Source organism: Curtobacterium flaccumfaciens (assembly GCF_018598405.1).
Classification (GTDB): domain Bacteria; phylum Actinomycetota; class Actinomycetes; order Actinomycetales; family Microbacteriaceae; genus Curtobacterium; species Curtobacterium aurantiacum.
Window position 1 is genome coordinate 99535 of record NZ_JAHEWS010000011.1, and the last position, 21752, is coordinate 121286.

Below are 21752 nucleotides of genomic sequence, written 5' to 3' on the forward strand. Positions count from 1 at the left end.
CCGGAGGCGGATGCTGTGAGGAGGTCGTCGGCGAACGTGTGGTTCGCGCGATCAGGGCGCGCTGAGGCGGACCGGACTGCTGCACGGCGGGTGACCGTGGCGGAGTGCGGACGAGCGGCGGCGACTGCGCGCGCGCCGGAACTGTCGTGGATTGGATGCGGTCGACGAGTGAGGGTGCACTCGGTTCCGCTCGGGAACGATGATGTCATCGTCTGTATCACCCCTCGGGTTAGGGTCTTCGGACGAACACGACCGGTCGGTTCCGCCGTCCGGATCTAGGGAATCCGAGGGCGTCACGTGACCTGCCGTCTGGAGCACGATAACTCAGGTACCGGCCCACCGAGCGGACTCCTGCGAGCGGATGTCCAGAACCGTGCCCCCAGTACGGGGGGCCACGAGGGGGGTGCGCCGGCCGCTCGTCTGGGACTCGGTGGTACCCCGATCGGGACCGTCCGAGCCGACCGGGGTACAGCGCTGTCCGGACCGTGTTCGCCACCGCAGGTGTAGCACGGACGGGATGTCCAGCGCTGAGAAGACCGACGACCGCCTCGACGACCGCACGAGGTGGCGGGCCTTCGCCGTCTGCGTGGCGGTCGCGGCCCTGACGATCCTCGACCTGTCCAAGGTGAACGTCGGGCTGCCCTCGATCGAGCGGTCCCTCGACGCCACCAGTTCGTCGCTCCAGCTCATCGTGGCGGGGTACGCCCTGGCGTTCGGTCTCGCCCTCGTGCCCGCCGGCCGGCTCGGCGACCTGAAGAGTCGGCGTGTCCTGTTCATCGTGGGCCTCAGCGCGTTCACCGGATCGAGCCTGCTGTGCGCCGTGGCCCCGAACATCGAGGTGCTGATGGTCACCCGGATCCTGCAGGGCTTCGCCGCCGGCATCCAGATGCCCCAGGTCATCGGGTTGGTGCAGCAGCTGTTCCGCGGGCCGGAGCGAGGCCGCGCGTTCGGGCTGTTCGGAGCGATGATCGGCATCTCGACCGCCCTCGGTCCGACCATCGGCGGTGGTCTCATCGCGATCGGCGGCGAGGAGTCCGGGTGGCGGCTGCTGTTCTGGATGAACGTGCCCCTCGGGATCGCCGCGCTGCTCTTCGCCGTCCGTCTGCTGCCGAAGGGGGCTCAGGGGAAGGCGAAGGACCGCGAACTGGACGTCGTCGGGATCCTGCTGCTCGGCGCCGCCATCGTCACGCTGATGCTGCCGTTCGTGCTGACCAGCGGTGGTGGCGGTTCGTCGACCCGGTGGTTCTGGCTGGTCGGCTTCGTGGTGTTCCTCGTGCTGTTCGTGTTCTGGGAACGACGGTTCAAGCGGCAGGGCAAGTCGCCCGTGGTGCACTTCGAGCTGTTCCGACTGTCGTCGTACCGCAACGGGCTGTCGATCGTGGCCGTGTACTTCGCGGCGTTGCCGGCGTCCTTCCTGATGGTCACGCTGTACCTGCAGGAGGGCATCGGACTCTCGCCGCTGTACGCCGGCATGGTGAGCATCCCCTTCGCCGCGACGAGCGCGGTCGGTTCGTACATCGGCGGGCGGATCGTCGACCGGGTCGGGCGGGCGCTGGTCGTGGCCGGCCTCGGGATGGTCGTCATCGGGTTCCTGCTGCTCATGGTCGCGGCCGTGGCCACCCCGCCGGAGGTGACCCCGTGGGCGATGGCCGGGGCCTTCCTCGTCGGTGGGCTCGGCGGCGGGTTCGTGGTGTCGCCCAACCAGACGCTCACCCTGGCCGAGATCCCCGTCGAGCAGTCCGGCGTGGCGGGGTCGATGCAGCAGCTCGGGCAGCGCGTCGGTACGGCCATCGGCACCGCGGTGGCGACGAGCATCTTCTACGGCATCGTGCGGAGCGAAGCCGCGGGGTCGGGGTCCGGCGGGCCCGGCTCGGCCAGCCGGCTCGACGCGTACCACGACGCCTTCCGCAGCGGCACGACCTTCACGGTGTCACTGATGGCGCTCGCCCTGGTGCTGGCCGGTGCGGACCTGCTGTCGCGGCGTCGTGCGGCGCGACGCTCGGACGGGGAGTCCGAACGCTCCGACGCGGCCGCGGAGTCAGCCGACCGGGCCTAGTCGGCTCGCCGGATGACCTCGACGACGGCGTCGTGCACCAGGCCGTTCGTGGCGAGCGCGCTGCCGTGCCAGGGGCCGGGGTCGCCGTCGAGCGAGGTGAAGCGCCCGCCGGCCTCCTCCACGATGGGCACGAGGGCCGCGATGTCCCACGGCTTCAGGTCTGGTTCGCCGGCGACGTCGAGGACACCCTCGGCCACCATCATGTACGACCACATGTCGCCGTAGGCCCGGGTGCGCCAGACCCGGCGCGACAGGTCGACGAGCGTCTCGAGCCGGTCGTCGTCGTCCCACTGTTGGATGCTGTTGTAGCTCAGGCTCGCATCGGCCAGGTCGGCCACCCCGGAGACACGGAGCGGGCCGTCCAGTGAGTACGCACCGGCGCCCTCGGCAGCCCACCAGCGCTTGCCGAGGGCCGGGGCGCTGACGACGCCGAGGACCGGGCGACCGTCGACCGCAAGCGCGATGAGGGTCGCCCAGACCGGCACGCCGCGCAGGTAGTTGGCGGTGCCGTCGATCGGGTCGACCACCCACTGCCGGTGCCCCTCGCTGACGGCCTCGGCACCGGTGTCCGCCGTGGTCTCCTCGCCGAGGAACGCATCGTCCGGTCGCTCGGCGGCGAGTCGCTCGCGCAGGGCACGCTCGACGGCCTGGTCGGCATCGGTGACGTGGGTGCTGTCGGCCTTCTTCGTCACGTGCAGGTCGGCGGCACGGAAGCGCTCGAGGCTGATCGCGTCGGCGGTGTCGGCGAGGGAGCGGGCGAAGTCCAGGTCGGCGCTGAGGTCCACGTCGCCCAACCTACCGTCGCTACGCCGCGACGACCTCTTCTTCCTCGAGCCGGGTGACCTCGCGCTCGCGGGCGATGCGGGTGCGACGGGCGACGAGCCCGTGCACGACCACGCAGAGCAGGACCGCGGCGGCCAACCAGAGCGCGAGCACGAGCGACGACCGCCCGAGCGAGGCGTCCGGGAAGTACTGCAGGTCCTGTGCCGCCTGCAGCCACGCGGCACCGCTCCAGAAGGCGTGCAGCGCGGCGAAGAACCCGGGCTGGAACGCCGGCTGGAAGATCCCGCCCGACGACGTGAAGTTCAGCATCACGAACAGCATCGTCAGGATCGGGGTGGTCCACCGGCCGAGCACGGGGTGCAGCCCCACGCCGAGCGCGATGATGATCGCGTCGTAGAGCCAGGCGAACAGGAACACCTGCCAGTGGTGGGTGGTGATGACGCCGTAGACCGGTCCGGCGACGATCACGCCGATGCCGGCGACGACCCCAGCGGTGGCGAGCCCGATGACCGCGGTCCACACGGCGCGGAGCTTCGTCGCGACCGAGGCCACGGCGATCGCGGACGCATACCCGCCGACGCTCAGGGCGACGAGCAGGAAGAACAGTCCCTGGCCGGTGGTGTCCTGGTCGCCGGTCGGGACGACGTCGACCACGCGGAACGGCACGTGCTGCTCGTAGGCGATCGGCAGGAAGACCTTCTGTGCGGCGGTCGCGGTGGTCTCCGACGCGGCGGTCGAGACGTAGAGCGTGGCGCCCGTCGACGTCGGCGCGTACACGGCGGCGAGGTCGCGGTCGCGCACCCGCTGCTCGGCCGCCTTCGTCGAGGCGACGACGTGGGCCACGAGGGCGCCGTCGGACCGGTCGGTCACGGTCTGGGCGAACACCTGGGTGGCCGCGCCCTGGCCGACGATGCCGACGGGCAGCTCCTGCGGGGCCGGGGCGTGGAAGGCGCCGAGGTACGCCAGGCCCATCCCGGCGGCCAGGAACAGCGGCACGAGGATGTGCGAGGCGAAGGTCAGCAGCACCCGACCGAGCCCAGCGGGGCGCAGGACGCTGGCGGACCGCTGCTGCTTCGGGCCTCGTGGGGACTTGTGGGTGGGGGAGTGGTGCGCGTGCGACGTCGTCGTCGTGCTCGGGGACGGGGCGTCGACAGCGGGGGCCGGCGCAAAGTTGTACTTTGCAACTTCAGACACGATCGCAACAGTACAACCCCGATGCGCGCCTGTCGACGCCGGCCCGGAGTCGAGGTCACGTCCGGTGCGCGGTCGTGCACTCCGTGCGAGGCGCGCGAGCCCGCACGGAGTGCACAACCTCGCACCGTTCGCGCGCCCCTCGCACGGTGCGAGGTCTGCACGGTGCGAGGGGCGCCCGCCGGAGTGGTCACGATTCACCGCGCGCCGGCGCTCGAGTGGTCACGAACTGTCGGGTGCCGCGTCGCCAGCCGACAGTTGGTGACCGCTCGACGAACGCGCCGCGGGGTGTCGTGACCAGTCGGCCGACCAGCGCCGACCAGCCGAGCCCGACTGGCTCACCCGGGACTGACGATCCCGCGCTACTCCGAGCCGGGGTCGGACGCACCCATCCCGGTCAGCAGCGCCCGGAACGAGTCGAGCCGCTCGACGCCGGTCGGCCCGAGCTCCCCGTCCTGCACCCGGTCGACGATCTCCCAGTCGTGCGCCTGCGCCAGCGGGATGCCGTCCCGCGCGGGCAGCACCGGCACGGCGTGCGACGCGAACGCCCGGAACACGTTCGCGGGGTCGACGTGCCCGAGGCCGAACGACCGCACACCCGGCGTGTCGATGATCCACCCGCCGTCGCGGACCCGCAGCGCGATCGACGAGGACGACGTGTGCCGCCCGCGACCGGTCACGGAGTTCACGACGCCGATTGCCCGCGTGGACCCGGTCAGCGCGTTCACCAGGGTCGACTTGCCGACGCCGGAGTGCCCGACGGTCACGGTCACCTTGTCGTCCAGGAGTTCGTGCAGCGCCTCGAACGGGACGTCGTCCGATCGGCTCGTCACGATCCGCAAGGAGAGGCAGGCGAAGTGCGCCAGGAACGCAGCCGGGTCGGCGAGGTCGGTCTTCGTGATGCAGAGGATCGGGTCGAGGCCGGCGTCGAACGCGGCCACCAGGTACCGGTCGATCAGCCGGGTGCGGGGCTCCGGGTCGGCGGCCGCCACCACGATGAGCATCTGGTCGGCGTTCGCCACGATGACGCGCTCGACCTCGTCCGAGTCGTCGGCGCTCCGCCGCAGCAGGGTGGAGCGTTCGGCGACCTTCACGATGCGCGCGAGCGACCCGGGGTCGCCGGAGACGTCCCCGACGAGCGACACGTGGTCACCCGTGACGACGGACTTCTTGCCGAGCTCGCGGGCCTTCGTCGCGGTGATGACGTGGTCGTCGATCAGCACGCCGAAGCGCCCGCGGTCGACGTTCGTCACCCACCCGACGGGGGCGTCGTCGTACGTCGGCCGCGTCTTCGTGCGGGGCCGGTTGCCCTTCGGGTTCGGACGCACCCGCACGCTCGACTCGTCGTACTGTCCGTACGGCTCGTCCGCGTCGGAGTCGTCACCGTCGGCGTCGTCCCACCAGCTCATGCGCTCAGACCTGTCGGAACCGACTCGGCCGAGCCGGAGGAAGCGACCAGCGCCGCCCACAGCTCCGGGAACTGCGGCAGCGTCTTCGCGGTCGACCCGATGTCGTCGACGGCGACGCCGTCGACGACGAGGCCCACGATCGCCCCCGCGGTCGCCATCCGGTGGTCGTCGTACGCGCCCCAGGCGCTGCCGTGGAGCGGCGCCGGCTCGATCCGCAGGCCGTCGTCGAGTTCGTGCACCGCGCCTCCAGACCGGTTGAGGTCCGCTGCCAGCGCGGCCAGGCGGTCCGTCTCGTGCCCCCGCAGGTGGCCGATGCCGGTGATCTCGCTCGGTCCGTCGGCCAGCGCGGCCAGCGCGACGAGCGCCGGGGCGAGTTCGCCGCCGCGGCTCAGGTCGAGTTGGAGACCCGGCAGGGAGGCCCCGCCCCGGATCCCGACGCCGCCGTCGACGACCAGGTCGTCACCGTCACGGGCCACGCTCGCCCCCCACAGGAGCAGGAGCGTCTCGAGGTCGGCACCGACCTGCGTCGTCTCGGTGGGCCAGGTGCGGATGCGGACCGTGCCGCCGGCGACGAGCGCGGCGACCGCGAACGGCGCGGCGTTCGACAGGTCGGGCTCGATCGTGACGTCACGCGCGCCGATCGGGCCGGGGTGCACGACCCACTCGCCGACCGACGGCTCGTCGACCCGGACGCCGCGGGCACGGAGCGCCGCGACGGTCATCTCGATGTGCGGCATGCTCGGCAGGCGTTCGCCGACGTGGGTGAGGTGCAGGCCCTCGTCGAAGCGGGGCGCCGACAGCAGCAGGCCGGAGACGAACTGCGAGGACGCCGACGCGTCGATCGTCAGGGCACCACCGCGGACCGAGCCGGTGCCGGTGAACGAGAACGGCATCGAGCCGCCGCCGTCGTCCGCGACGTCGACACCGAGGTCCACGAGTCCCTGCACGATGGCGTGCATCGGTCGCTTGCGGGCGTAGGGGTCGCCGTCGACCGTGACGGGCCCGACGGCCAGGGCGGCGAGTGGCGGCAGGAAGCGCATCACGGTGCCGGCCAGCCCGCAGTCCAGGCAGACGTCGCCGTGCATCGGGGCGGGCGTGATCCGGAGGTCCGGGCCGTAGGGGTTCGGGGCGGTGCCGGCCGCCGGCTCGAGCTCCTCGATGCCGACGCCGAGCGCACGGAGGCCCGCGATCATCAGCGCCGAGTCACGGGAGTGCAGCGGGAGCCGGATCGTCGAGGGGCCGTCCGCGAGGGCCGCGAGCACGAGCTCCCGGTTCGTCAGCGACTTCGACCCGGGCAGCGCGACGTCACCGCGCAGCGGACCCCCTGCGACCGGGGCGATCCAGGGGCCGGCGGGCTGGGCCCCGCTGTGGGAATGCGTCGTGTCTGCCATCGGTTCACCAGGGTACTGAACGCACCGGGAGGATCAGTGGCGACAGCAACACTCGCACGAGAGCGGACCGGCACGGCGACCGTGCTGACCGTGGTGCCGACGACGCTCGGCACGCTCGGCCTAGACTTGGCGGCGATGACGACCGACGAACCGCAGGCAGCTCCGCACCACCTGGTCGAGGAGACCGAGGTGCAGCTCGACGCCGTGGAAGAGGAGCAGACCGCCCTCGACGACGCCGCAGACGAGCCGGTGGACGCGAAGACCGTCTCCGAGGGAGAGTTGCGGTCTCTGTTCGAGGACCAGGCCCTGCCCTTCATGGACCAGCTGTACGGCGCGGCGATGCGGATGACCCGCAACCCGGCCGACGCCTCGGACCTGGTGCAGGAGACCTTCGTCAAGGCCTTCGCCGCGTTCCGCCAGTTCAAGCAGGGCACGAACCTGAAGGCCTGGCTGTACCGGATCCTCACGAACACGTTCATCAACACGTACCGCAAGAACCAGCGGAACCCGTACCAGGGCACCATCGACGAGCTCGAGGACTGGCAGCTCGGCGGCGCGGAGAGCGTCACCCAGTCGATCTCCGCCCGGTCCGCCGAGGCCGACGCGATCGACCACCTGCCGTCCTCCGCCGTGAAGGACGCCCTGCAGGCCATCCCCGAGGACTTCCGGATGGCCGTCTACTTCGCCGATGTCGAAGGGTTCTCGTACCAGGAGATCGCCGACATCATGAAGACCCCCGTGGGGACGGTCATGAGCCGCCTCCACCGTGGCCGCCGGCTCCTCCGTGGGCTCCTGGCGGACCACGCCCGTGAGACCGGCATCGTCCCGGACGCAGCGTCGACGGCGACGATGCGTGGACGGGGACGCGGCGCGGCTCAGACGACGAAGGCAACCGCGGCCACGGGTCGCACCGGACGGAAGGACGCACGATGAGCGGCTGCGACTGCTCGAAGGCGAAGGCCGAGCTCGAGGAGCTCCTGCACGACGAGCTCCGCCACGAGGACGCCGCGGACATCCGCGAGCACATGGAAGGGTGCGAGGACTGCCAGACCGAGCACCGGGTCGGCGTCGTGCTCATGGAGACCGTCCGTCGTGCCTGCAAGGAGACCGCTCCCGACCAGCTGCGCAGTGAGATCCTCGCGCGCATCCGGGTGGAGCAGGCGACGCACTGACACCGAAGTCGGTCGCGGACCCGACGGGCCCGCAACCGTCCTGTCGGGTGGAGGTCGGGCGCGCTGCCGGTGTTCGGTCAGCGTCCGGCGGCGGCGTGCTCCGCGATGGTCGCCGCGTCGAGGACCCGGTCGTACACCCGTACCGTGTCGACGTCCCCGCGGAAGGCGTAGCCGGCTGCTCCCGGCCAGCCGGCCAGCGTCTGCCGACCGGCACGCCAGTGTCCCGAGTACTGGCGGAGGGTGACGGCGTCCGAGCGGCTTCCCTGCTGGACACCGTCGAGCCAGAGGACCATCGAGCGTGACCGGAACGATGCGACGGCGTGGTGCCACTCGCCGTCGTTGACCGCGGCCGTCGACCCGAGGGTGAACTTGAACTGTGACCCGGACTCCTCGACGCCGAACCGCAGCCGGCCGCCGCTGTCGACGTAGAGGTGACGATCGCGGTGGGCCGAGGCCGCGGAACGGTCGGAGCCGAAGCCGAACACGCGTCCGCCCCTGGTGTCGTCCGTCCGGAACCAGACCTCGATCGTGAAGGTGTTCGGCGCGTCGACTGCGGTGTCCGTGTCCGCCCAGCCCTCGGCACTGCCCTCGGTCCAGAACGACGCGTAGGGATTCGCCGCGCAGTCGCCGTCGACGCGTGCCGCCGCCGAGGTGAAGGATCCGTCCGCGCCGGTGCCGCTCGAATCGGTCACGCGCTGACCGTTCTTCTCCGCGAAGTCCCACGCCAGGACGGATCCGCCCGCCGCGCGGTGGAAGCACGGGAACTCGCCGGTCCCGAGCGCCGAGGCGGTGCCCGTCGTCCCGCTGAACCCGGCACCGGCGACCACCGTCAGCGTGATCGCCGCCACCGTGACCGCTGCGACCGTCGTCGCCGCGGAAGTCGGGGCGAGGTCGATCCCGGGCGCGGACCCGGGCTCGGCGACCGCCGGCGAGTGGAGGTCGCGACGCGGGGCACCGCACCGGCGGCAGGGGAGCCCTGCGACGATGTCTCGGTCGGCGCGTCCGGCGACGACGAGCAACGCAGCGACCAGGGCGGTGATCGCCAGGGGCACCCACGACCGCTCGCGCACCCAGACGCCCGGCAATCCGACACCGGGGAACCGCAGGACGCCGACGCCGAGCACCGCGTCGGGTGCGACCGGGGTCCGATCCGCGGACGGGTTCGCGTCGCCCCGGAGCCGGAGGTCGCCGTCCTGCTCGATCCGCTCGAGGCGGTGCAGACGCAGGCGGTCGTCGTGATCAGGGTCGTCGACGAGCAGGACCCGGCCGGGTTCCACCGCATCGCCGTCCGTCGGCATCGCCGCGACGACGTCCCCGGTCCGGATGCCAGGTGCCATCGAGTCGGACACGACCGTGGTCACGTGCCAGCCGAGGGCCGTGGGGAGCGACGCCCACACCGCGAGCAGCAGCACCGACCAGAGGGCCGTGCGTGCCGTGACCGCGAGGAGCAGCCGGGGGACGTCGCCGACGCACCGGGGGGTTCGGTGGGTCACGGTGGTCGGCATCTGCTGCTCCTCGCGGTCGGTCGTGGTCGTGGTCTTCGTCGTGCTCGGCTCGGTCCTGGGCGGGGTCAGTCGGTCTGGGCTTCCCAGACGAACGTCGTGGCCGCCTCGGACGACTGCACGGTGTTCGGCGCGGCCTGCGAGAGGTCGTAGCTGAAGCGGTAGGTCGTGCTGTCCGTGCCCGTGGCGGGCGCCCAGGCGTCGAGCCCGGTGCCGAAGGAGTCGGCGGACATCAGGTCGGCCAGTGTTCCCTCGTGGATGGTCGTCCCGGCGGTGAACGTGCTGCAGTCCCCGGCGGTGCCCAGGGTGCCGCGCTCGACCTTCATGCCGACGTACTGCGCCAGTTCGTCGGCGTCGGCCTGCTGGTCGGTGTAGACCTTCACGGTCGACGGGTTGGTGGTCCCGGCCGTGACGGTGATGCAGTTCGAGCCGGAGGACCCGGGGACCAGGTCGTCCTCGTCGAACATCGCGACGCCCTTGTCGTCGTCGGTGAGCGCGACGGCGCCGGTGCGCCAGTTGTTCACGCCGTTGTCGGTGCTGCTCGAGAAAGCGGCGTACGAGGCCGTGGCGATCAGGGCGCCGCTCGCGACGGCGGCGAGCGGGAAGGCGATCCAGGCGGCGGTGCGGCCGTGGCGGGAGGTGATGTGCATGGCTGTCCTGTCGGTCGGTTCACCCGGCGGGTGATATGCATACAGCGTATATGAATATCACCTGCGATGGAACCCCGTCGCAACACGACCGGGCGCCCGGGTAGGTTGGCCGACATGACCCTCTCCGTCGAGTCGATCACCTCCTGGTCCGACACGGACGTCGCCGACGTCGCAACCCTCGTCCGTCTGCTCGGTCACGACGTCGACGCCGCGTCGATGCGCGCCCGGCTCGAACGGCTCACCCCCGAGGCCGGGCACCGCACCTGGGTGGTCCGCGGTGACGACGGTCGCGTCGTCGCCGTCGGTGGCGCGCAGGTCACGTGGGCGTACGCGAGCGACGAACCGACGGCGCAGCTGCTGCTGCTGGTCGTCGACGACACGGCCAGGAGGCTCGGCACCGGTTCCGCGCTCATCGGCACGTTCGAAGCATGGGCGGTCGAGCAGGGCGCGCGTCGTCTCAGTGCCGTCAGTGCGGCCGCGACGGACAGCGCGCACCGGTTCTACCAGAAGCGCGGCTACCACGACGCCGGGGTCCGCTACACGAAGATCGCGTAGCGCTCACACGCATCGCGAACGACGAAGCGCCCCGTGCGGGAGTCCCTCGGGCTCCTGGACGGGGCGCTTCCTCGTGTCTAGGCGGACGTGCTCAATGCGGTGTTGATGACCTCGGTGGCCTCTTGCGAGGAGCGCTTGGAGGAACCCGTGGCCGGTGCGGCACTCGCCGGTCGGGCGGCGACGGACAACGGCCGTCCGCCGAGGTGCGGCGACAGGTTCATGCAGGCGAACGGCCAGGCGCCCTGGTTCTCTGGCTCCTCCTGCGCCCACACGACGTCGGCGTCCGGGTAGCCGGCCAGCACCTCGAGGATGCGGTCGAGGGGGAGTGGCGCGAGCTGCTCGAGGCGGACGAGCGCGACGTCGGTGACGCCCCGCTTGTCGACCTCGGCACGGAGGTCGTGGTGCACCTTGCCGGAGTGCAGCACCACGCGACGCACGGCGCTCTTGTCGCTCACCCGGGCGTCGTCGAGGACCTCCTCGAAGGTGCCGTTCGTGAAGTCGCCGACCGCACTCGTCGCCTGACGGAGCCGGAGCATCGCCTTGGGCGAGAACACGACGAGCGGCTTCTGCGGCTTCGCCCAGGCCTGGCGGCGGAGCAGGTGGAAGTACGACGCCGGCGTGGACGGCCGCGCGACGATCATGTTGTCCTCGGCGCACAGCTGCAGGTACCGCTCGATGCGTGCCGACGAGTGGTCCGGCCCCTGGCCCTCGTAGCCGTGCGGCAGCAGGAGGACGAGCCCGGAGCGCTGGCCCCACTTCTGCTCGGCGGAGGAGATGAACTCGTCGATGACGATCTGGGCGCCGTTCGCGAAGTCGCCGAACTGGGCCTCCCAGAGCACGAGGGCCTCGGGGCGCTCGACCGAGTAGCCGTACTCGAACGCCATCGCCGCGTACTCGCTCAGCAGCGAGTCGTACACGTAGAACCGGGCCTGGTCCTCGGTGAGGTTCGACAGCGGCAGCCACTCCTGACCGTTCACCCGGTCGTGGAACACCGACTGGCGCTGCACGAAGGTGCCACGGCGGGCGTCCTGTCCGGCGAGGCGGACGGGCTTGCCCTCGACCAGGATCGACCCGATCGCCATGAGCTCCGCCATCGCCCAGTCGATGCCGCCGTTGCGCGTCATCTCGGTGCGCTTGGTCAGCAGCTGCTGCAGCTTCGGGTGGATCGAGAAGCCGGCCGGCGGGTTGCTGTGCGCGTCGCCGATCGCCCGGACGAGCTCCTCGGACACCGCGGTCTCGTGCACCTCGACCTCGGAGTCGTCGCGCTGCGCGGCCGGGCGTTCGAGGCCCTGCACGGCACCGTCGTCGTCGACCTCGATCACCGGGATGGTGCCGGTCTGCGCCTCGTGGGTCTCCGCGAAGGCGCGCTCCAGGCGGTCCTGGAAGTCGCGGTGCGCCTCGTCGTACTCCTCTTGCGTGATGTCACCGCGGCCGACGAGGGCCTCGGTGTACAGCGTGCGCACGGACCGCTTCGCCTCGATGAGGTTGTACATCAGGGGCTGCGTCATCGAGGGGTCGTCGCCCTCGTTGTGGCCGCGGCGGCGGTAGCAGATCAGGTCGATCACGACGTCGCGGTGGAACTCCTCGCGGTACGCGAAGGCGAGTTCCGCGACGCGGGCGACGGCCTCGGGGTCGTCACCGTTCACGTGGAAGATCGGTGCCTGGATGGTCTTCGCGACGTCGGTGGAGTACACCGAGCTGCGCGCAGACTCGGGCGGGGTGGTGAACCCGACCTGGTTGTTGATCACCAGGTGGACGGTGCCGCCGGTGCGGTAGCCGCGGAGCTGCGACATCTGCAGCGTCTCGACGACCACGCCCTGGCCCGCCATCGCCGCATCGCCGTGCACGAGCACCGGGAGCACGCCGAAGCTGCCGGGCGCCTCACGGTCCTGCTTGGCACGGACGATGCCCTCGAGCACGCCGTCGACGGCTTCGAGGTGGGACGGGTTCGCGGCGATCGTCACCGGGATGCTCGAGCCGTCGGACGTGCGGAACACACCCTCGGTGCCGACGTGGTACTTCACGTCGCCGGAGCCCTGCCCGGACACCGTGCCCGGCAGCGACGACCCCTCGAACTCGCGGAAGATCTGGCCGTAGGTCTTGCCGGCGATGTTCGTCAGCACGTTCAGGCGACCACGGTGGGCCATGCCGATCGCGACCTCGGCGAGACCGGCACCGGCGGCGTGCTGGATCAGGGTGTCGAGGAAGGCGATGGTGGACTCGCCGCCCTCGAGCGAGAAGCGCTTCTGGCCGACGTACTTGGTCTGCAGGAAGGTCTCGAACGCCTCGGCCTCGTTGAGCTTGCCGAGGACGCGCAGCTGCTCTTCCTTCGACGGCTTCGAGTACGGGACCTCGATGCGCTCCTGCACCCAGCGGCGCTGGTCCGGGTCCTGGATGTGCATGTACTCGATGCCGACGGTGCGGCAGTAGGCGTCGCGAAGGATCCCGAGGACGTCGCGCAGCGGCGCCGAGGTGGTGCCGGCGAGCCCACCGGTGACGAACTCGCGATCGAGGTCCCAGAAGGTCAGCCCGTGGCTCTCGATCTCGAGGTCGGGGTGCGTGCGCTGGCGGTACTCGAGCGGGTCGATGTCGGCCATCAGGTGCCCACGCACGCGGAAGCTGTTGATGAGCTCCTGCACGCGGGCGGTCTTGTTCACCCGGTGCGCGAGGTCGACGTTGATGTCGTTCGCCCACTGGATCGGCTTGTACGGGATCCGGAGCGCGGCGAAGATGCCGTCGTAGAAGCGGTGCTCGCCGATGAGCCGCTCGTGCACGTGCTTGAGGTACTCGCCGGAGCCCGCGCCCTGGATGACCCGGTGGTCGTAGGTGCTCGTCAGGGTGATGGTCTTGCCGATGCCCAGCTCGACCAGGGTCTTCGACGCCGCGCCCTGGAACTGCGCCGGGTACTCGAGGGCGCCGGCGCCGATGATCGAGCCCTGCCCCTTCGTCAGGCGGGGGACCGAGTGCACGGTACCGATGCCGCCCGGGTTGGTGAGGGAGATCGTCGTGCCCTGGAAGTCGGCCGGGGTGAGCTTGTTGTCGCGGGCGCGCTTGACGAGGTCCTCGTAGGCGGAGAGGAACTGGCCGAACGTCAGGGTCTCCGCGCGCTTGATGCTCGGCACCAGGAGCGAACGGGTGCCGTCCTTCTTGGGGACGTCGATCGCGATGCCGAGGTTGACGTGTGCCGGGGCGACGACGAACGGCTTGCCGTCGCGCTCCTCGTAGAAGACGTTCTGGCTGGGGAAGTCCTTGATCGCCTGGACCATGGCCCACCCGATCAGGTGCGTGAAGGAGATCTTGCCGCCGCGGGCCCGGCGCAGGTGGTTGTTGATGACGATCCGGTTGTCGATCATCAGCTTCGCCGGGATGGTCCGCACGCTCGTGGCGGTCGGGACCGTCAGCGAGGCGTCCATGTTCGAGGCCAGCGTCTTCGCCATGCCGCGGAGCGGGGTCGCCACGTCTTCGTGGGTCTCCTCGTGGTCGTCGGCGGCGTCGTTCGCCTCGGCCGGGATCGGCTGCGGTGCCGGCTGGCGCGAGGTGGTCTTCGCCTGGATCGGGCCGGACTTGGCCTCGCCGGGGGTGTCGCCGGTGGCGGGCTGCTGCGTGGACGACTGCTGCTGCGTCGGCGCCTGCTCCGCGGGGGTGCCCGTCGGTGCCGGAGCGTCACCGACCTGCGTGCGGTGGTAGCTCTCGAGGACCGGCCACCAGGACTTGTCGACCGACTCCTTGTCCGCGACGAACTGCTCGTAGAGCTCGTCGACGAGCCACTCGTTCGCCCCGAATTCGCCCGCGGTCTCGTCCGTTCCGGTCAGATGGCTCGACACAGCCGATCGCCCACTCTCCGTCGATAGATGCTCGTGTGTGTCGTGCGGAGCAACCCTGCGCCGCACAGGGACAAGCCTAGCCGCTCCGACATGTCCGTTCCGTGTCAGCCGCGGCGCGAGTCGGTCGCCGTGGTGCCCCCGACCCGGGCCCCTGACGGAGCCGTACAGTGGAGCGCATGAGGTTCTACGAGACCCGGCCGACGCACGACCTGACCTACTCCGACGTCTTCCTCGTCCCGAGCCGCTCCGGGGTGACGAGCCGCTTCGACGTGGACCTCGCCGCGAACGACGGCAGCGGCGCGACGATCCCCATCGTCAGCGCCAACATGAACTCGGTCACCGGGCCCCGGCTCGCGGCCACCCTGGCCCGCCGCGGTGGTCTCGGCGTCCTGCCCCAGGACATGCACCTGCAGGACCTCGACGCCGCGATCCGCTGGGTCAAGGAGCAGCCGGTCGACTACGACACCGCCTACGACATGGGGGCGGACACCACGGTGGCCGAGGCCCTCGAGCAGCTCCTGCCCGTCGCCGGCCGCGGGGTGGTCGTCCGCGACGCCGACGGCGAGTACCTCGGCTGCGTGCCCGCGAACCGCCTCGGCACCGCGGGCCCCGACGCGATCCTCGGCGACCTGCTGCACGGCGCCTCGACCGCCATCGACGCCGAGGACGCCGGCACGCCCCGGCACGTGTACGACGTGCTCTCGGCCGCCGAGGTCGACTTCGCGCCGGTGATGCGCCACGGCCGCGTCGTCGGCACCACCAGCCGGACGAGCGCGATCCGCTCCGACATCTACACGCCCGCTGTCGACGCCTCCGGCCGCCTCCGGGTCGCCGCAGCGGTCGGCATCAACGGCGACGTCGCAGCGAAGGCGAAGGCCCTCGCGGCCGCCGGCGTGGACGTCCTGGTCCTCGACACCGCGCACGGCCACCAGGAGGGCATGCTCCGCGCGCTCCGGACCGTCGCGTCCCTGCGGCTCGGCATCCCGCTCGTCGCCGGCAACGTCGTCACCGCCGACGCCGTCGCGCACCTCGTCGGTGCCGGAGCGGACATCATCAAGGTCGGTGTCGGCCCCGGCGCCATGTGCACCACGCGCATGATGACCGCCGTCGGTCGCCCGCAGTTCTCAGCCGTGCTCGAGACGGCCGCAGCGGCCCGCTCGCTCGGCGCCCACGTCTGGGCGGACGGCGGGGTGCGTTACCCGCGCGACGTCGCCCTCGCGCTGGCAGCAGGAGCGTCGGCCGTCATGATCGGCTCGTGGTTCGCCGGCACGTTGGAGGCCCCCGGGGTCCTGCGCCGCGACGCCGCGGGCAAGGCGTACAAGGAGAGCTGGGGCATGGCCTCGGCCAAGGCCGTGCGTGAACGGTTCGAGCGGCTCGACCCGTACGAGCGGGCCCGCAAGGCGCTCTTCGCCGAGGGCATCTCGTCGTCGACGATCTACCTCGACCCGGAGCGGCCGAGCGTCGAGGACCTGCTCGACATGATCACGACCGGCCTCCGCAGCTCCGCCACCTACGCGGGCGCCTCGTCGCTCGCCGAGTTCTCCGAGCGCGCGCTGGTCGGCATCCAGTCCGCGGCCGGGTACGAAGAGGGCAAGCCCCTGCCCGTCAGCTGGTAGCTGCTGCGCCGGACTTTCGCGCTGAGCGACAGCTCACGGGCAGCGCAGTGCGTGACGTGTCGCTGAGCGCGAAACGCACGCCGACGCCGTGGTCGCGACCACAGACGGACGGGAGGCACGGTGCCAGCTGGCACCGTGCCTCCCGTCCCTCATCCCGTTGCGTCTACCGGCGTCGGGTCGCGTCCTCGACCTCGCCGACGAGTTCTTCGAGGATGTCCTCGAGGAACAGCACGCCGATCGTGCGGCCGTCCGAGTCGAACGCCCGCGCCACGTGGCGACCGGCGGCCCGCATGGTCGCCAGCGCGTCCTCGAGGTCCATCTCGGTGTAGAGCGAGATGAGCTGGCGGATGCGCTTCGGCGGCACCGGGTCGTCGAACTCGTCCGGACGCAGGTCGATGACGTCCTTGACGTGCACGTAGCCCGTGGGGGAGCCGTCCTCGCCGACGAGCACGTAGCGGGAGAACCCGCGCTGGGCGACGGCGTGCTCGACGTCGCCGGGGGTGGCGTCGTCGGGCAGGGTGACGAGCTCGGCCATCGGGACGGCCACGTCGCGGACCTTCTTCTCGGTGAACTCGAACGCCAGGGCGAGCTTGCCGTCGTCGGTCAGGGTGCCCTCGCGGCGGGACTGCTCCACGATCGTCTGCACCTCTTCCACCGTGAAGGCGCTCACCGCTTCGTCCTTGGGCTCGACCCGGAACAGGCGCAGCACGGCGTTCGCGACCTCGTTCAGGCCGACGATCACCCAGTGCAGGCCGTGACCGATGTACCAGAGCGTCGGGACGAGCAGCAGTGCGGCGCGATCCGGCATCGAGAACGAGATGTTCTTCGGGACCATCTCACCGAACACCACGTGCAGGAACGACACGAGCAGCAGCGTGAACACGAAGGCCACGGTGCCGATCACCTCGGCGCTCCACCCGGTCAGGTGCAGCGGGACCTCGAGCAGGTGGTGGATCGCCGGCTCGGAGACGTTGAGGATGAGCAGCGAGCAGACCGTGATGCCGAGCTGCGTGGTCGCGAGCATGCGGGTCGCGTGCTCCATCGCCCACAGCGTCATCTGTGCCGCCTTGGAGCCCTCTTCGGCGCGGGGCTCGATCTGTGAGCGGCGTGCCGAGATGACGGCGAACTCCGCCGCGACGAAGAACGCGTTGCCCATCAGGAGGACGACGAGCCAGAAGATGCCCCACCAATCGGAGCTCATCGGGTGCTGCCCTTCGTCGTGGTGGTGGTCGGCGTGCTCTTGGTGGACGGGATGATGATCGCGGTCGCCGCGGTGTCGGTCGGCTGGGGCGTCGGGGTCCAGCGGATGCGGTCGATCCGGCGTCCGTCCAGCCGCTCGACGCGGAACACGCCGCCGTCGAGCGGGACCTCGTCGCCGACCACGGGCAGGCGGCCCAGCGTCGACATGACGAACCCGCCGACGGTCTCGTACGGACCGTCCTCGGGCACCTTCACACCGGCGCGGTCCTCGAGCTCGTCGGGGCGCAGGAGCCCGGGGAAGGTCAGCCAGTCGCGCGAGCGGACCACGTCGATGCGGGCGCGGTCGTGCTCGTCGGAGACCTCGCCGACGATCTCCTCGATCAGGTCCTCGAGTGTGACGACCCCGGCGGTGCCGCCGTACTCGTCGACGACGATGACCATCTGGTAGCCGCGGCCACGGACCTCGGCGAGCAGGGTGTCACCCGGCATGGTCTCCGGCACGCGTTCGGCGTCGGTCATGAGCGCCCCGACCGGGACCTCCGGACGCTTCTCGCGCGGCACGGCGACGGCCTGCTTGACGTGCACGATGCCGACGACGTCGTCCGCGTCCTCCTCGATGACGGGGAAGCGGCTGAAACCGGTCTTGCGGGCGAGGGCGATGACGTCTTCAGCGGACTCGGACACCCGGATGGTGGAGAGCCGGGGGCGCGGGGTCATCACGTCGCTGGCGCTGAGTTCGGAGAACGAGATGGTGCGCTCGAGGAGCGTTGCGGTGTCCTGCTCGAGCGAGCCCTCCGAGGCGGAGCGACGCAGCAGCGAGGTGAGTTCCTCGGCGCTGCGGGCACCGGAGAGTTCTTCCTGCGGCTCGATGCCCATCGACCGGAGCACGGCGTTCGCGGTGCCGTTCAGCAGCGCGACGGCCGGCTTGAAGACCGTCGTGAAGGCGATCTGCAGCGGGACGACGAGCTTCGCGGTCTGCAGGGGCAGCGCGAGCGCGAAGTTCTTCGGGACGAGCTCGCCGAGGATCATCGACAGCAGGGTCGCGATGACGAGCGCCACGATCGAACCGACGGTCTCGACGATGCCCTCCGGCAGGTTCATCGCCAGGAAGGGGGCTTCGAGCAGCTTCGCGATCGAGGGTTCGAGCAGGTACCCGGTGAGCAGCGTGGTCAGCGTGATGCCGAGCTGCGCACTGGAGAGGTGCGTCGAGGTGACCTTCAGCGCGCCGATGACCGGTGCGAGGCCGGTCTCACCGCGGTCGCGGCGGGCCTCGACGTCGGCGCGGTCCAGGTTGACCAGCGCGAACTCGGACGCGACGAAGACACCCGTGCCGAGCGTCAGCAGGATGCCGCCGATCAGCATGACGATGTCGATCGGACTCATGATTCACCCCCGTTCGCGCACAGGGATGACGTGCAGCTCACCGAGTGAGCGGCGGATGAGTGAGGCGAAGAACTATTCGGGGGATCGTCCACAGTGCTGCCAATCGTACTGCCTGGCGCGGTGCCAAGCCGGGAATCCGTGCAGAACGCGCCTCGCGCCTCCAGGGTGGTCGCCGTGACCATCCCGGAGGCGCGACCCGCGCCGATCGGGCCGACCTACGCCGTGATCCGCGCGCGGTGGTACTGCTGCGGCTCGTAGTCGACCGGCACGCGGAGTTCCACGGCGGCGCGGAGCGCGAACGACGGGTCGCGGAGCATCTCGCGGCCGATCATCACGACGTCGGCGAGCCCCGTGGCGACGATCTGCTCGGCCTGGAACGCCTCGGAGATCATGCCCACGGCGATGGTGGGGATCCCCGCGTCGCGCTTGATCGCGGCGGCGTGCGGCACCTGGTAGCCGGGGCCGACCGGGATGGGCGCGCTCGCGACGTTGCCGCCGGTCGACACGTCGGCCAGGTCGGCACCGTGCTCGGCGGCCCAGCGGGCGACGACGGTGGTCTCGTCGAGGGTGAGCCCGCCGTCGACCCAGTCGGTGGCCGAGAAACGGACGACGATCGGGAAGCCCTCGCCGACCTCGGCACGGACGGCGTCGACGACCTCGAGCAGCGCGCGGGCACGGTTCTCGAGCGAGCCGCCGTACTGGTCGGTGCGCTGGTTGCTCAGCGGCGAGAGGAACTGGTGCAGCAGGTACCCGTGTGCCGCGTGGATCTCGACCAGGTCGAACCCGGCCTCCACGGCGCGGCGGGCGGACTGGGCGAAGGCGAGGGCGACGACGCGGATGTCCTCGACCGCGAGCTCGCGCGGGACGTCGTAGCCGTCGAAGGCCACGGCCGACGGCGCGACGGTCGTCCAGCCGCCCTGGTCGGCGGGGACGGTGCCGTGGGTGGTGTCCCAGGGGCGGTAGGTCGATGCCTTGCGCCCGGCATGCGCGAGCTGGATGCCCGCCGCGGCGCCCTGCTCGTGCAGGAAGTCGACGATCGGCTTGTAGGCGTCGCGCTGCTGGTCGTTCCACAGCCCGAGGTCCTGCGGGGTGATCCGCCCCTCGGGCACGACGCCCGTCGCCTCGACCACGACCGCGCCGGCGCCGCCCTTGGCGAACCCGCCCAGGTGCACCAGGTGCCACGGGGTCGGTACGCCGTCCTGCTGGTCCACCGAGTACTGGCACATCGGGGAGACCCAGATGCGGTTGCGGACGGTCAGGTCACGGACGGTGATCGGGTCGAACAGGGCGTGCGTCACGCGGGCTCCTCAGGGGACGGGCGCCGGCGCGGGCTGTCGGCTGAGTTCCTCCAGGAACGTCCGCAGGCCGTCCGGCGACGTGTAGTGGTGGCCGACCGCCCCGATCGCTTCCGCACCGGTGGCGTTCTCGGCCCTGTTGTCCACGAACACCATCTGACCCGGCTCGATTCCCAAGCGCGCACAGGTGTCGCGGTAGATGGATGCCGCGGGCTTCAGGACGTGCTCCTCGGCGCTCACCACGACCGTCTCGAACAGCGAGCCCATCGGGGAACGGCGGTACGGGTCGCCGAAGTCGAACCCCGCGTTCGACAGCAGGGCGACACGGGTGCCGGCGTCGTGCAGCTCCTCGACGATCTCGAGGGTCTCCGGCTCGACCTCGAACCACCCGGTGAAGTCGATCGCCCAGAACCGGTGGATCTCGGAGATGCTCCAGGTCCGGCCGGTCCGTTCCGCGATGGCACGCCAGTACGCCACGACGGACAGGTCTCCGCGGTCCAGGTCGTGCCGGAGCTCCTGGTACACGGGGAACAGCTCGTCGGCCGGGACGCCGGTGGCGGCCACGAGGGCGTCCCGCGAGGCGTGCGGTGTCCGGCTGATCACCTCGCCGTAGTCGAAGACCACCACGCGACCAGGCAGGAACAGGCTCATGTGCTCCACCGTAACGTGGGGCCGGTGAACGACTTCGTGCCCGTCCGACCGTCCGATGCCGCCGCGTGGGTCACCGCGCCGACGGGGGAGTCCACCAAGTACCGCCGCGGGGTGCTCGGCGTCGCGACCGGTTCCGACCAGTACCCGGGCGCCGCGGTGCTGGGGGTCGACGCGGCCGTGCACACCGGCGTCGGCATGGTCCGGTACGTCGGACCGCCACGTGCCACCGACCACGTGCTCACCCGCCGCCCCGAGGTCGTGGCCGGTGTCGGCCGCGTGCAGGCCTGGCTCGTCGGGTCGGGCGTCGCGGCGCCGTCGCTCGGAGAACTGGACGCGACGACGGCGTCGGGCTTCGCGCACGCCTCCGACGACGGCGTGCCGGTCGTCGTGGACGCCGGGGCGATCCCGCTCGTCGACCTCGGGCCGCTCGCCGTGCTCACCCCGCACGCCGGTGAACTCGCGTCGTTGCTCGGAGACTCGCGCGACTCGATCGAACAGGACCCGGCCGCTGCAGCGCTCCGTGCGGCCGAGCAGACCGGCAGCGTCGTGCTGCTCAAGGGGGAGCGGACCCACGTGGTCACGCCGGACGGGTCGGTGCGGCTCGTGGCGTCCTCGGCGACGCCGTGGCTCGCGGCGGCCGGTGCCGGGGACGTGCTGGGCGGGGTGCTCGGGGCGCTCGTCGCCGCGCGGCAGGGTGCCGTCGAGGCGGCCGGTTCGTCGCTCACGCCGTCGGACCTCGCGCACCTGGCCGCGTCGGCCGCGGTGGTGCACGGGCTCGCGGCGCGGCGGGCGTCCGGCGGCGGGCCGTTCCCGATGACGACGCTCATCGCCGAACTGCCGGGGGTCGTGCGGGACCTGGTCGTCGACGGGGATGCGCGCGGGTAGCCACCGACGCGGAACGACGGTGTCGACGTCGTAGGACATCGACTTCGTCGTTCCTTGCGCAGGCGCACCGTTGCGCACGCGCAGCAGCGACAGGGTCGCCGTCGTACGACGACTTGGGTTCAATCGGTGGTTGCAACGCCCTGAGCGTTTGGGTGGTTGTGATGGGTCGTGCGGCGGCGTATTCGAGGG

The 21752-nt window shown here is 71.2% G+C and carries 17 protein-coding genes; 6 read left to right on the forward strand and 11 right to left on the reverse strand.

Annotated features, from left to right (window positions below; all coding sequences use genetic code 11):
* The first annotated feature begins 517 nt into the window (after positions 1–517).
* Positions 518–2056, forward strand: a complete 1539-nt coding sequence (locus KK097_RS09145) for an MFS transporter (protein ID WP_214544408.1) — start codon at positions 518–520, stop codon at positions 2054–2056.
* Here the strand turns inward: KK097_RS09145 and hisN are convergent.
* The 4 genes from hisN to aroA all read right to left on the reverse strand — a co-directional run bounded on the left by hisN (position 2053) and on the right by aroA (position 6830).
* Complete coding sequence (gene hisN / locus KK097_RS09150; RefSeq protein WP_214544409.1) at positions 2053–2841, reverse strand: histidinol-phosphatase; 789 nt, start codon at positions 2839–2841, stop codon at positions 2053–2055. The genes KK097_RS09145 and hisN overlap by 4 nt on opposite strands.
* A 19-nt stretch (positions 2842–2860) precedes the next feature.
* Complete coding sequence (locus KK097_RS09155) at positions 2861–4033, reverse strand: ABC-2 transporter permease (RefSeq protein WP_214544410.1); 1173 nt, start codon at positions 4031–4033, stop codon at positions 2861–2863.
* Between the two features lie 359 nt (positions 4034–4392).
* Complete coding sequence (gene rsgA, locus KK097_RS09160; RefSeq protein ID WP_214544411.1) at positions 4393–5439, reverse strand: ribosome small subunit-dependent GTPase A; 1047 nt, start codon at positions 5437–5439, stop codon at positions 4393–4395.
* Positions 5436–6830, reverse strand: a complete 1395-nt coding sequence (aroA, locus tag KK097_RS09165) for a 3-phosphoshikimate 1-carboxyvinyltransferase (RefSeq protein ID WP_214544412.1) — start codon at positions 6828–6830, stop codon at positions 5436–5438. Before aroA ends, rsgA begins: the two co-directional genes overlap by 4 nt.
* Positions 6831–6965: 135 nt before the next feature.
* On the opposite strand from aroA, the gene KK097_RS09170 reads away from it, so the two are divergent.
* A complete protein-coding gene (locus KK097_RS09170) occupies positions 6966–7763 on the forward strand; it encodes a sigma-70 family RNA polymerase sigma factor (protein ID WP_250896609.1) in 798 nt (265 codons plus the stop codon).
* Positions 7760–8002, forward strand: coding sequence for a zf-HC2 domain-containing protein (locus tag KK097_RS09175; protein ID WP_214528586.1), 243 nt, complete (start codon positions 7760–7762; stop codon positions 8000–8002). The genes KK097_RS09170 and KK097_RS09175 overlap by 4 nt, the downstream gene beginning before the upstream one ends.
* Positions 8003–8079: 77 nt before the next feature.
* Here KK097_RS09175 and KK097_RS09180 read toward each other — a convergent pair whose 3' ends face one another.
* Positions 8080–9507: a LamG-like jellyroll fold domain-containing protein gene (locus KK097_RS09180; RefSeq protein WP_214544413.1), complete on the reverse strand. Its 1428-nt coding sequence runs from the start codon at positions 9505–9507 to the stop codon at positions 8080–8082.
* 65 nt (positions 9508–9572) lie between these two features.
* The gene (locus tag KK097_RS09185; protein ID WP_214544414.1) at positions 9573–10154 is read right to left on the reverse strand and encodes a hypothetical protein; all 582 of its coding nucleotides are present in this window, start codon (positions 10152–10154) and stop codon (positions 9573–9575) included.
* 114 nt (positions 10155–10268) lie between these two features.
* Here KK097_RS09185 and KK097_RS09190 point away from each other — a divergent pair, with 114 nt between their 5' ends.
* Positions 10269–10709, forward strand: a complete 441-nt coding sequence (locus KK097_RS09190) for a GNAT family N-acetyltransferase (protein ID WP_214544415.1) — start codon at positions 10269–10271, stop codon at positions 10707–10709.
* A gap of 77 nt (positions 10710–10786) precedes the next feature.
* On the opposite strand, the gene KK097_RS09195 is transcribed toward KK097_RS09190, so the two are convergent.
* Positions 10787–14533 (reverse strand): multifunctional oxoglutarate decarboxylase/oxoglutarate dehydrogenase thiamine pyrophosphate-binding subunit/dihydrolipoyllysine-residue succinyltransferase subunit, encoded by a 3747-nt coding sequence (locus KK097_RS09195; protein WP_214544416.1) that lies wholly within the window; start codon positions 14531–14533, stop codon positions 10787–10789.
* A gap of 176 nt (positions 14534–14709) precedes the next feature.
* On the opposite strand from KK097_RS09195, the gene guaB1 reads away from it, so the two are divergent.
* Entirely contained in the window at positions 14710–16149 is a 1440-nt protein-coding gene (guaB1, locus tag KK097_RS09200) for a GMP reductase (protein WP_214528581.1), read from the forward strand.
* Between the two features lie 163 nt (positions 16150–16312).
* On the opposite strand, the gene KK097_RS09205 is transcribed toward guaB1, so the two are convergent.
* From KK097_RS09205 to KK097_RS09220, 4 genes are all read right to left on the reverse strand, one after another.
* Positions 16313–17350 carry a hemolysin family protein gene (locus KK097_RS09205; RefSeq protein WP_214528580.1) on the reverse strand — a complete coding sequence of 346 codons (1038 nt, stop codon included), beginning with the start codon at positions 17348–17350 and terminating at the stop codon, positions 16313–16315.
* Positions 17347–18732: a hemolysin family protein gene (locus KK097_RS09210; protein WP_214528579.1), complete on the reverse strand. Its 1386-nt coding sequence runs from the start codon at positions 18730–18732 to the stop codon at positions 17347–17349. The genes KK097_RS09205 and KK097_RS09210 overlap by 4 nt, the downstream gene beginning before the upstream one ends.
* Positions 18733–18947: 215 nt before the next feature.
* On the reverse strand, positions 18948–20030 hold the full coding sequence (locus KK097_RS09215; RefSeq protein ID WP_214528578.1) for an NADH:flavin oxidoreductase/NADH oxidase: 1083 nt from the start codon (positions 20028–20030) through the stop codon (positions 18948–18950).
* A 9-nt stretch (positions 20031–20039) separates the two neighbouring features.
* Positions 20040–20678 (reverse strand): HAD family hydrolase, encoded by a 639-nt coding sequence (locus KK097_RS09220; protein WP_214528577.1) that lies wholly within the window; start codon positions 20676–20678, stop codon positions 20040–20042.
* A gap of 24 nt (positions 20679–20702) precedes the next feature.
* On the opposite strand from KK097_RS09220, the gene KK097_RS09225 reads away from it, so the two are divergent.
* Entirely contained in the window at positions 20703–21563 is an 861-nt protein-coding gene (locus KK097_RS09225) for an ADP-dependent NAD(P)H-hydrate dehydratase (RefSeq protein WP_214544417.1), read from the forward strand.
* The last annotated feature ends 189 nt before the right edge of the window (positions 21564–21752 follow it).

What these genes read in the sequence shown, in the direction of transcription:
- KK097_RS09145 (WP_214544408.1), top strand. Translation starts at nt 518, where the DNA reads ATGTCCAGCGCTGAGAAGACCGACGACCGCCTCGACGACCGCACGAGG.
- rsgA (WP_214544411.1), bottom strand. Translation starts at nt 5,439, where the DNA reads ATGAGCTGGTGGGACGACGCCGACGGTGACGACTCCGACGCGGACGAG.
- aroA (WP_214544412.1), bottom strand. Translation starts at nt 6,830, where the DNA reads ATGGCAGACACGACGCATTCCCACAGCGGGGCCCAGCCCGCCGGCCCC.
- KK097_RS09170 (WP_250896609.1), top strand. Translation starts at nt 6,966, where the DNA reads ATGACGACCGACGAACCGCAGGCAGCTCCGCACCACCTGGTCGAGGAG.
- KK097_RS09175 (WP_214528586.1), top strand. Translation starts at nt 7,760, where the DNA reads ATGAGCGGCTGCGACTGCTCGAAGGCGAAGGCCGAGCTCGAGGAGCTC.
- KK097_RS09180 (WP_214544413.1), bottom strand. Translation starts at nt 9,507, where the DNA reads ATGCCGACCACCGTGACCCACCGAACCCCCCGGTGCGTCGGCGACGTC.
- KK097_RS09185 (WP_214544414.1), bottom strand. Translation starts at nt 10,154, where the DNA reads ATGCACATCACCTCCCGCCACGGCCGCACCGCCGCCTGGATCGCCTTC.
- KK097_RS09190 (WP_214544415.1), top strand. Translation starts at nt 10,269, where the DNA reads ATGACCCTCTCCGTCGAGTCGATCACCTCCTGGTCCGACACGGACGTC.
- guaB1 (WP_214528581.1), top strand. Translation starts at nt 14,710, where the DNA reads ATGAGGTTCTACGAGACCCGGCCGACGCACGACCTGACCTACTCCGAC.
- KK097_RS09205 (WP_214528580.1), bottom strand. Translation starts at nt 17,350, where the DNA reads ATGAGCTCCGATTGGTGGGGCATCTTCTGGCTCGTCGTCCTCCTGATG.
- KK097_RS09210 (WP_214528579.1), bottom strand. Translation starts at nt 18,732, where the DNA reads ATGAGTCCGATCGACATCGTCATGCTGATCGGCGGCATCCTGCTGACG.
- KK097_RS09220 (WP_214528577.1), bottom strand. Translation starts at nt 20,678, where the DNA reads ATGAGCCTGTTCCTGCCTGGTCGCGTGGTGGTCTTCGACTACGGCGAG.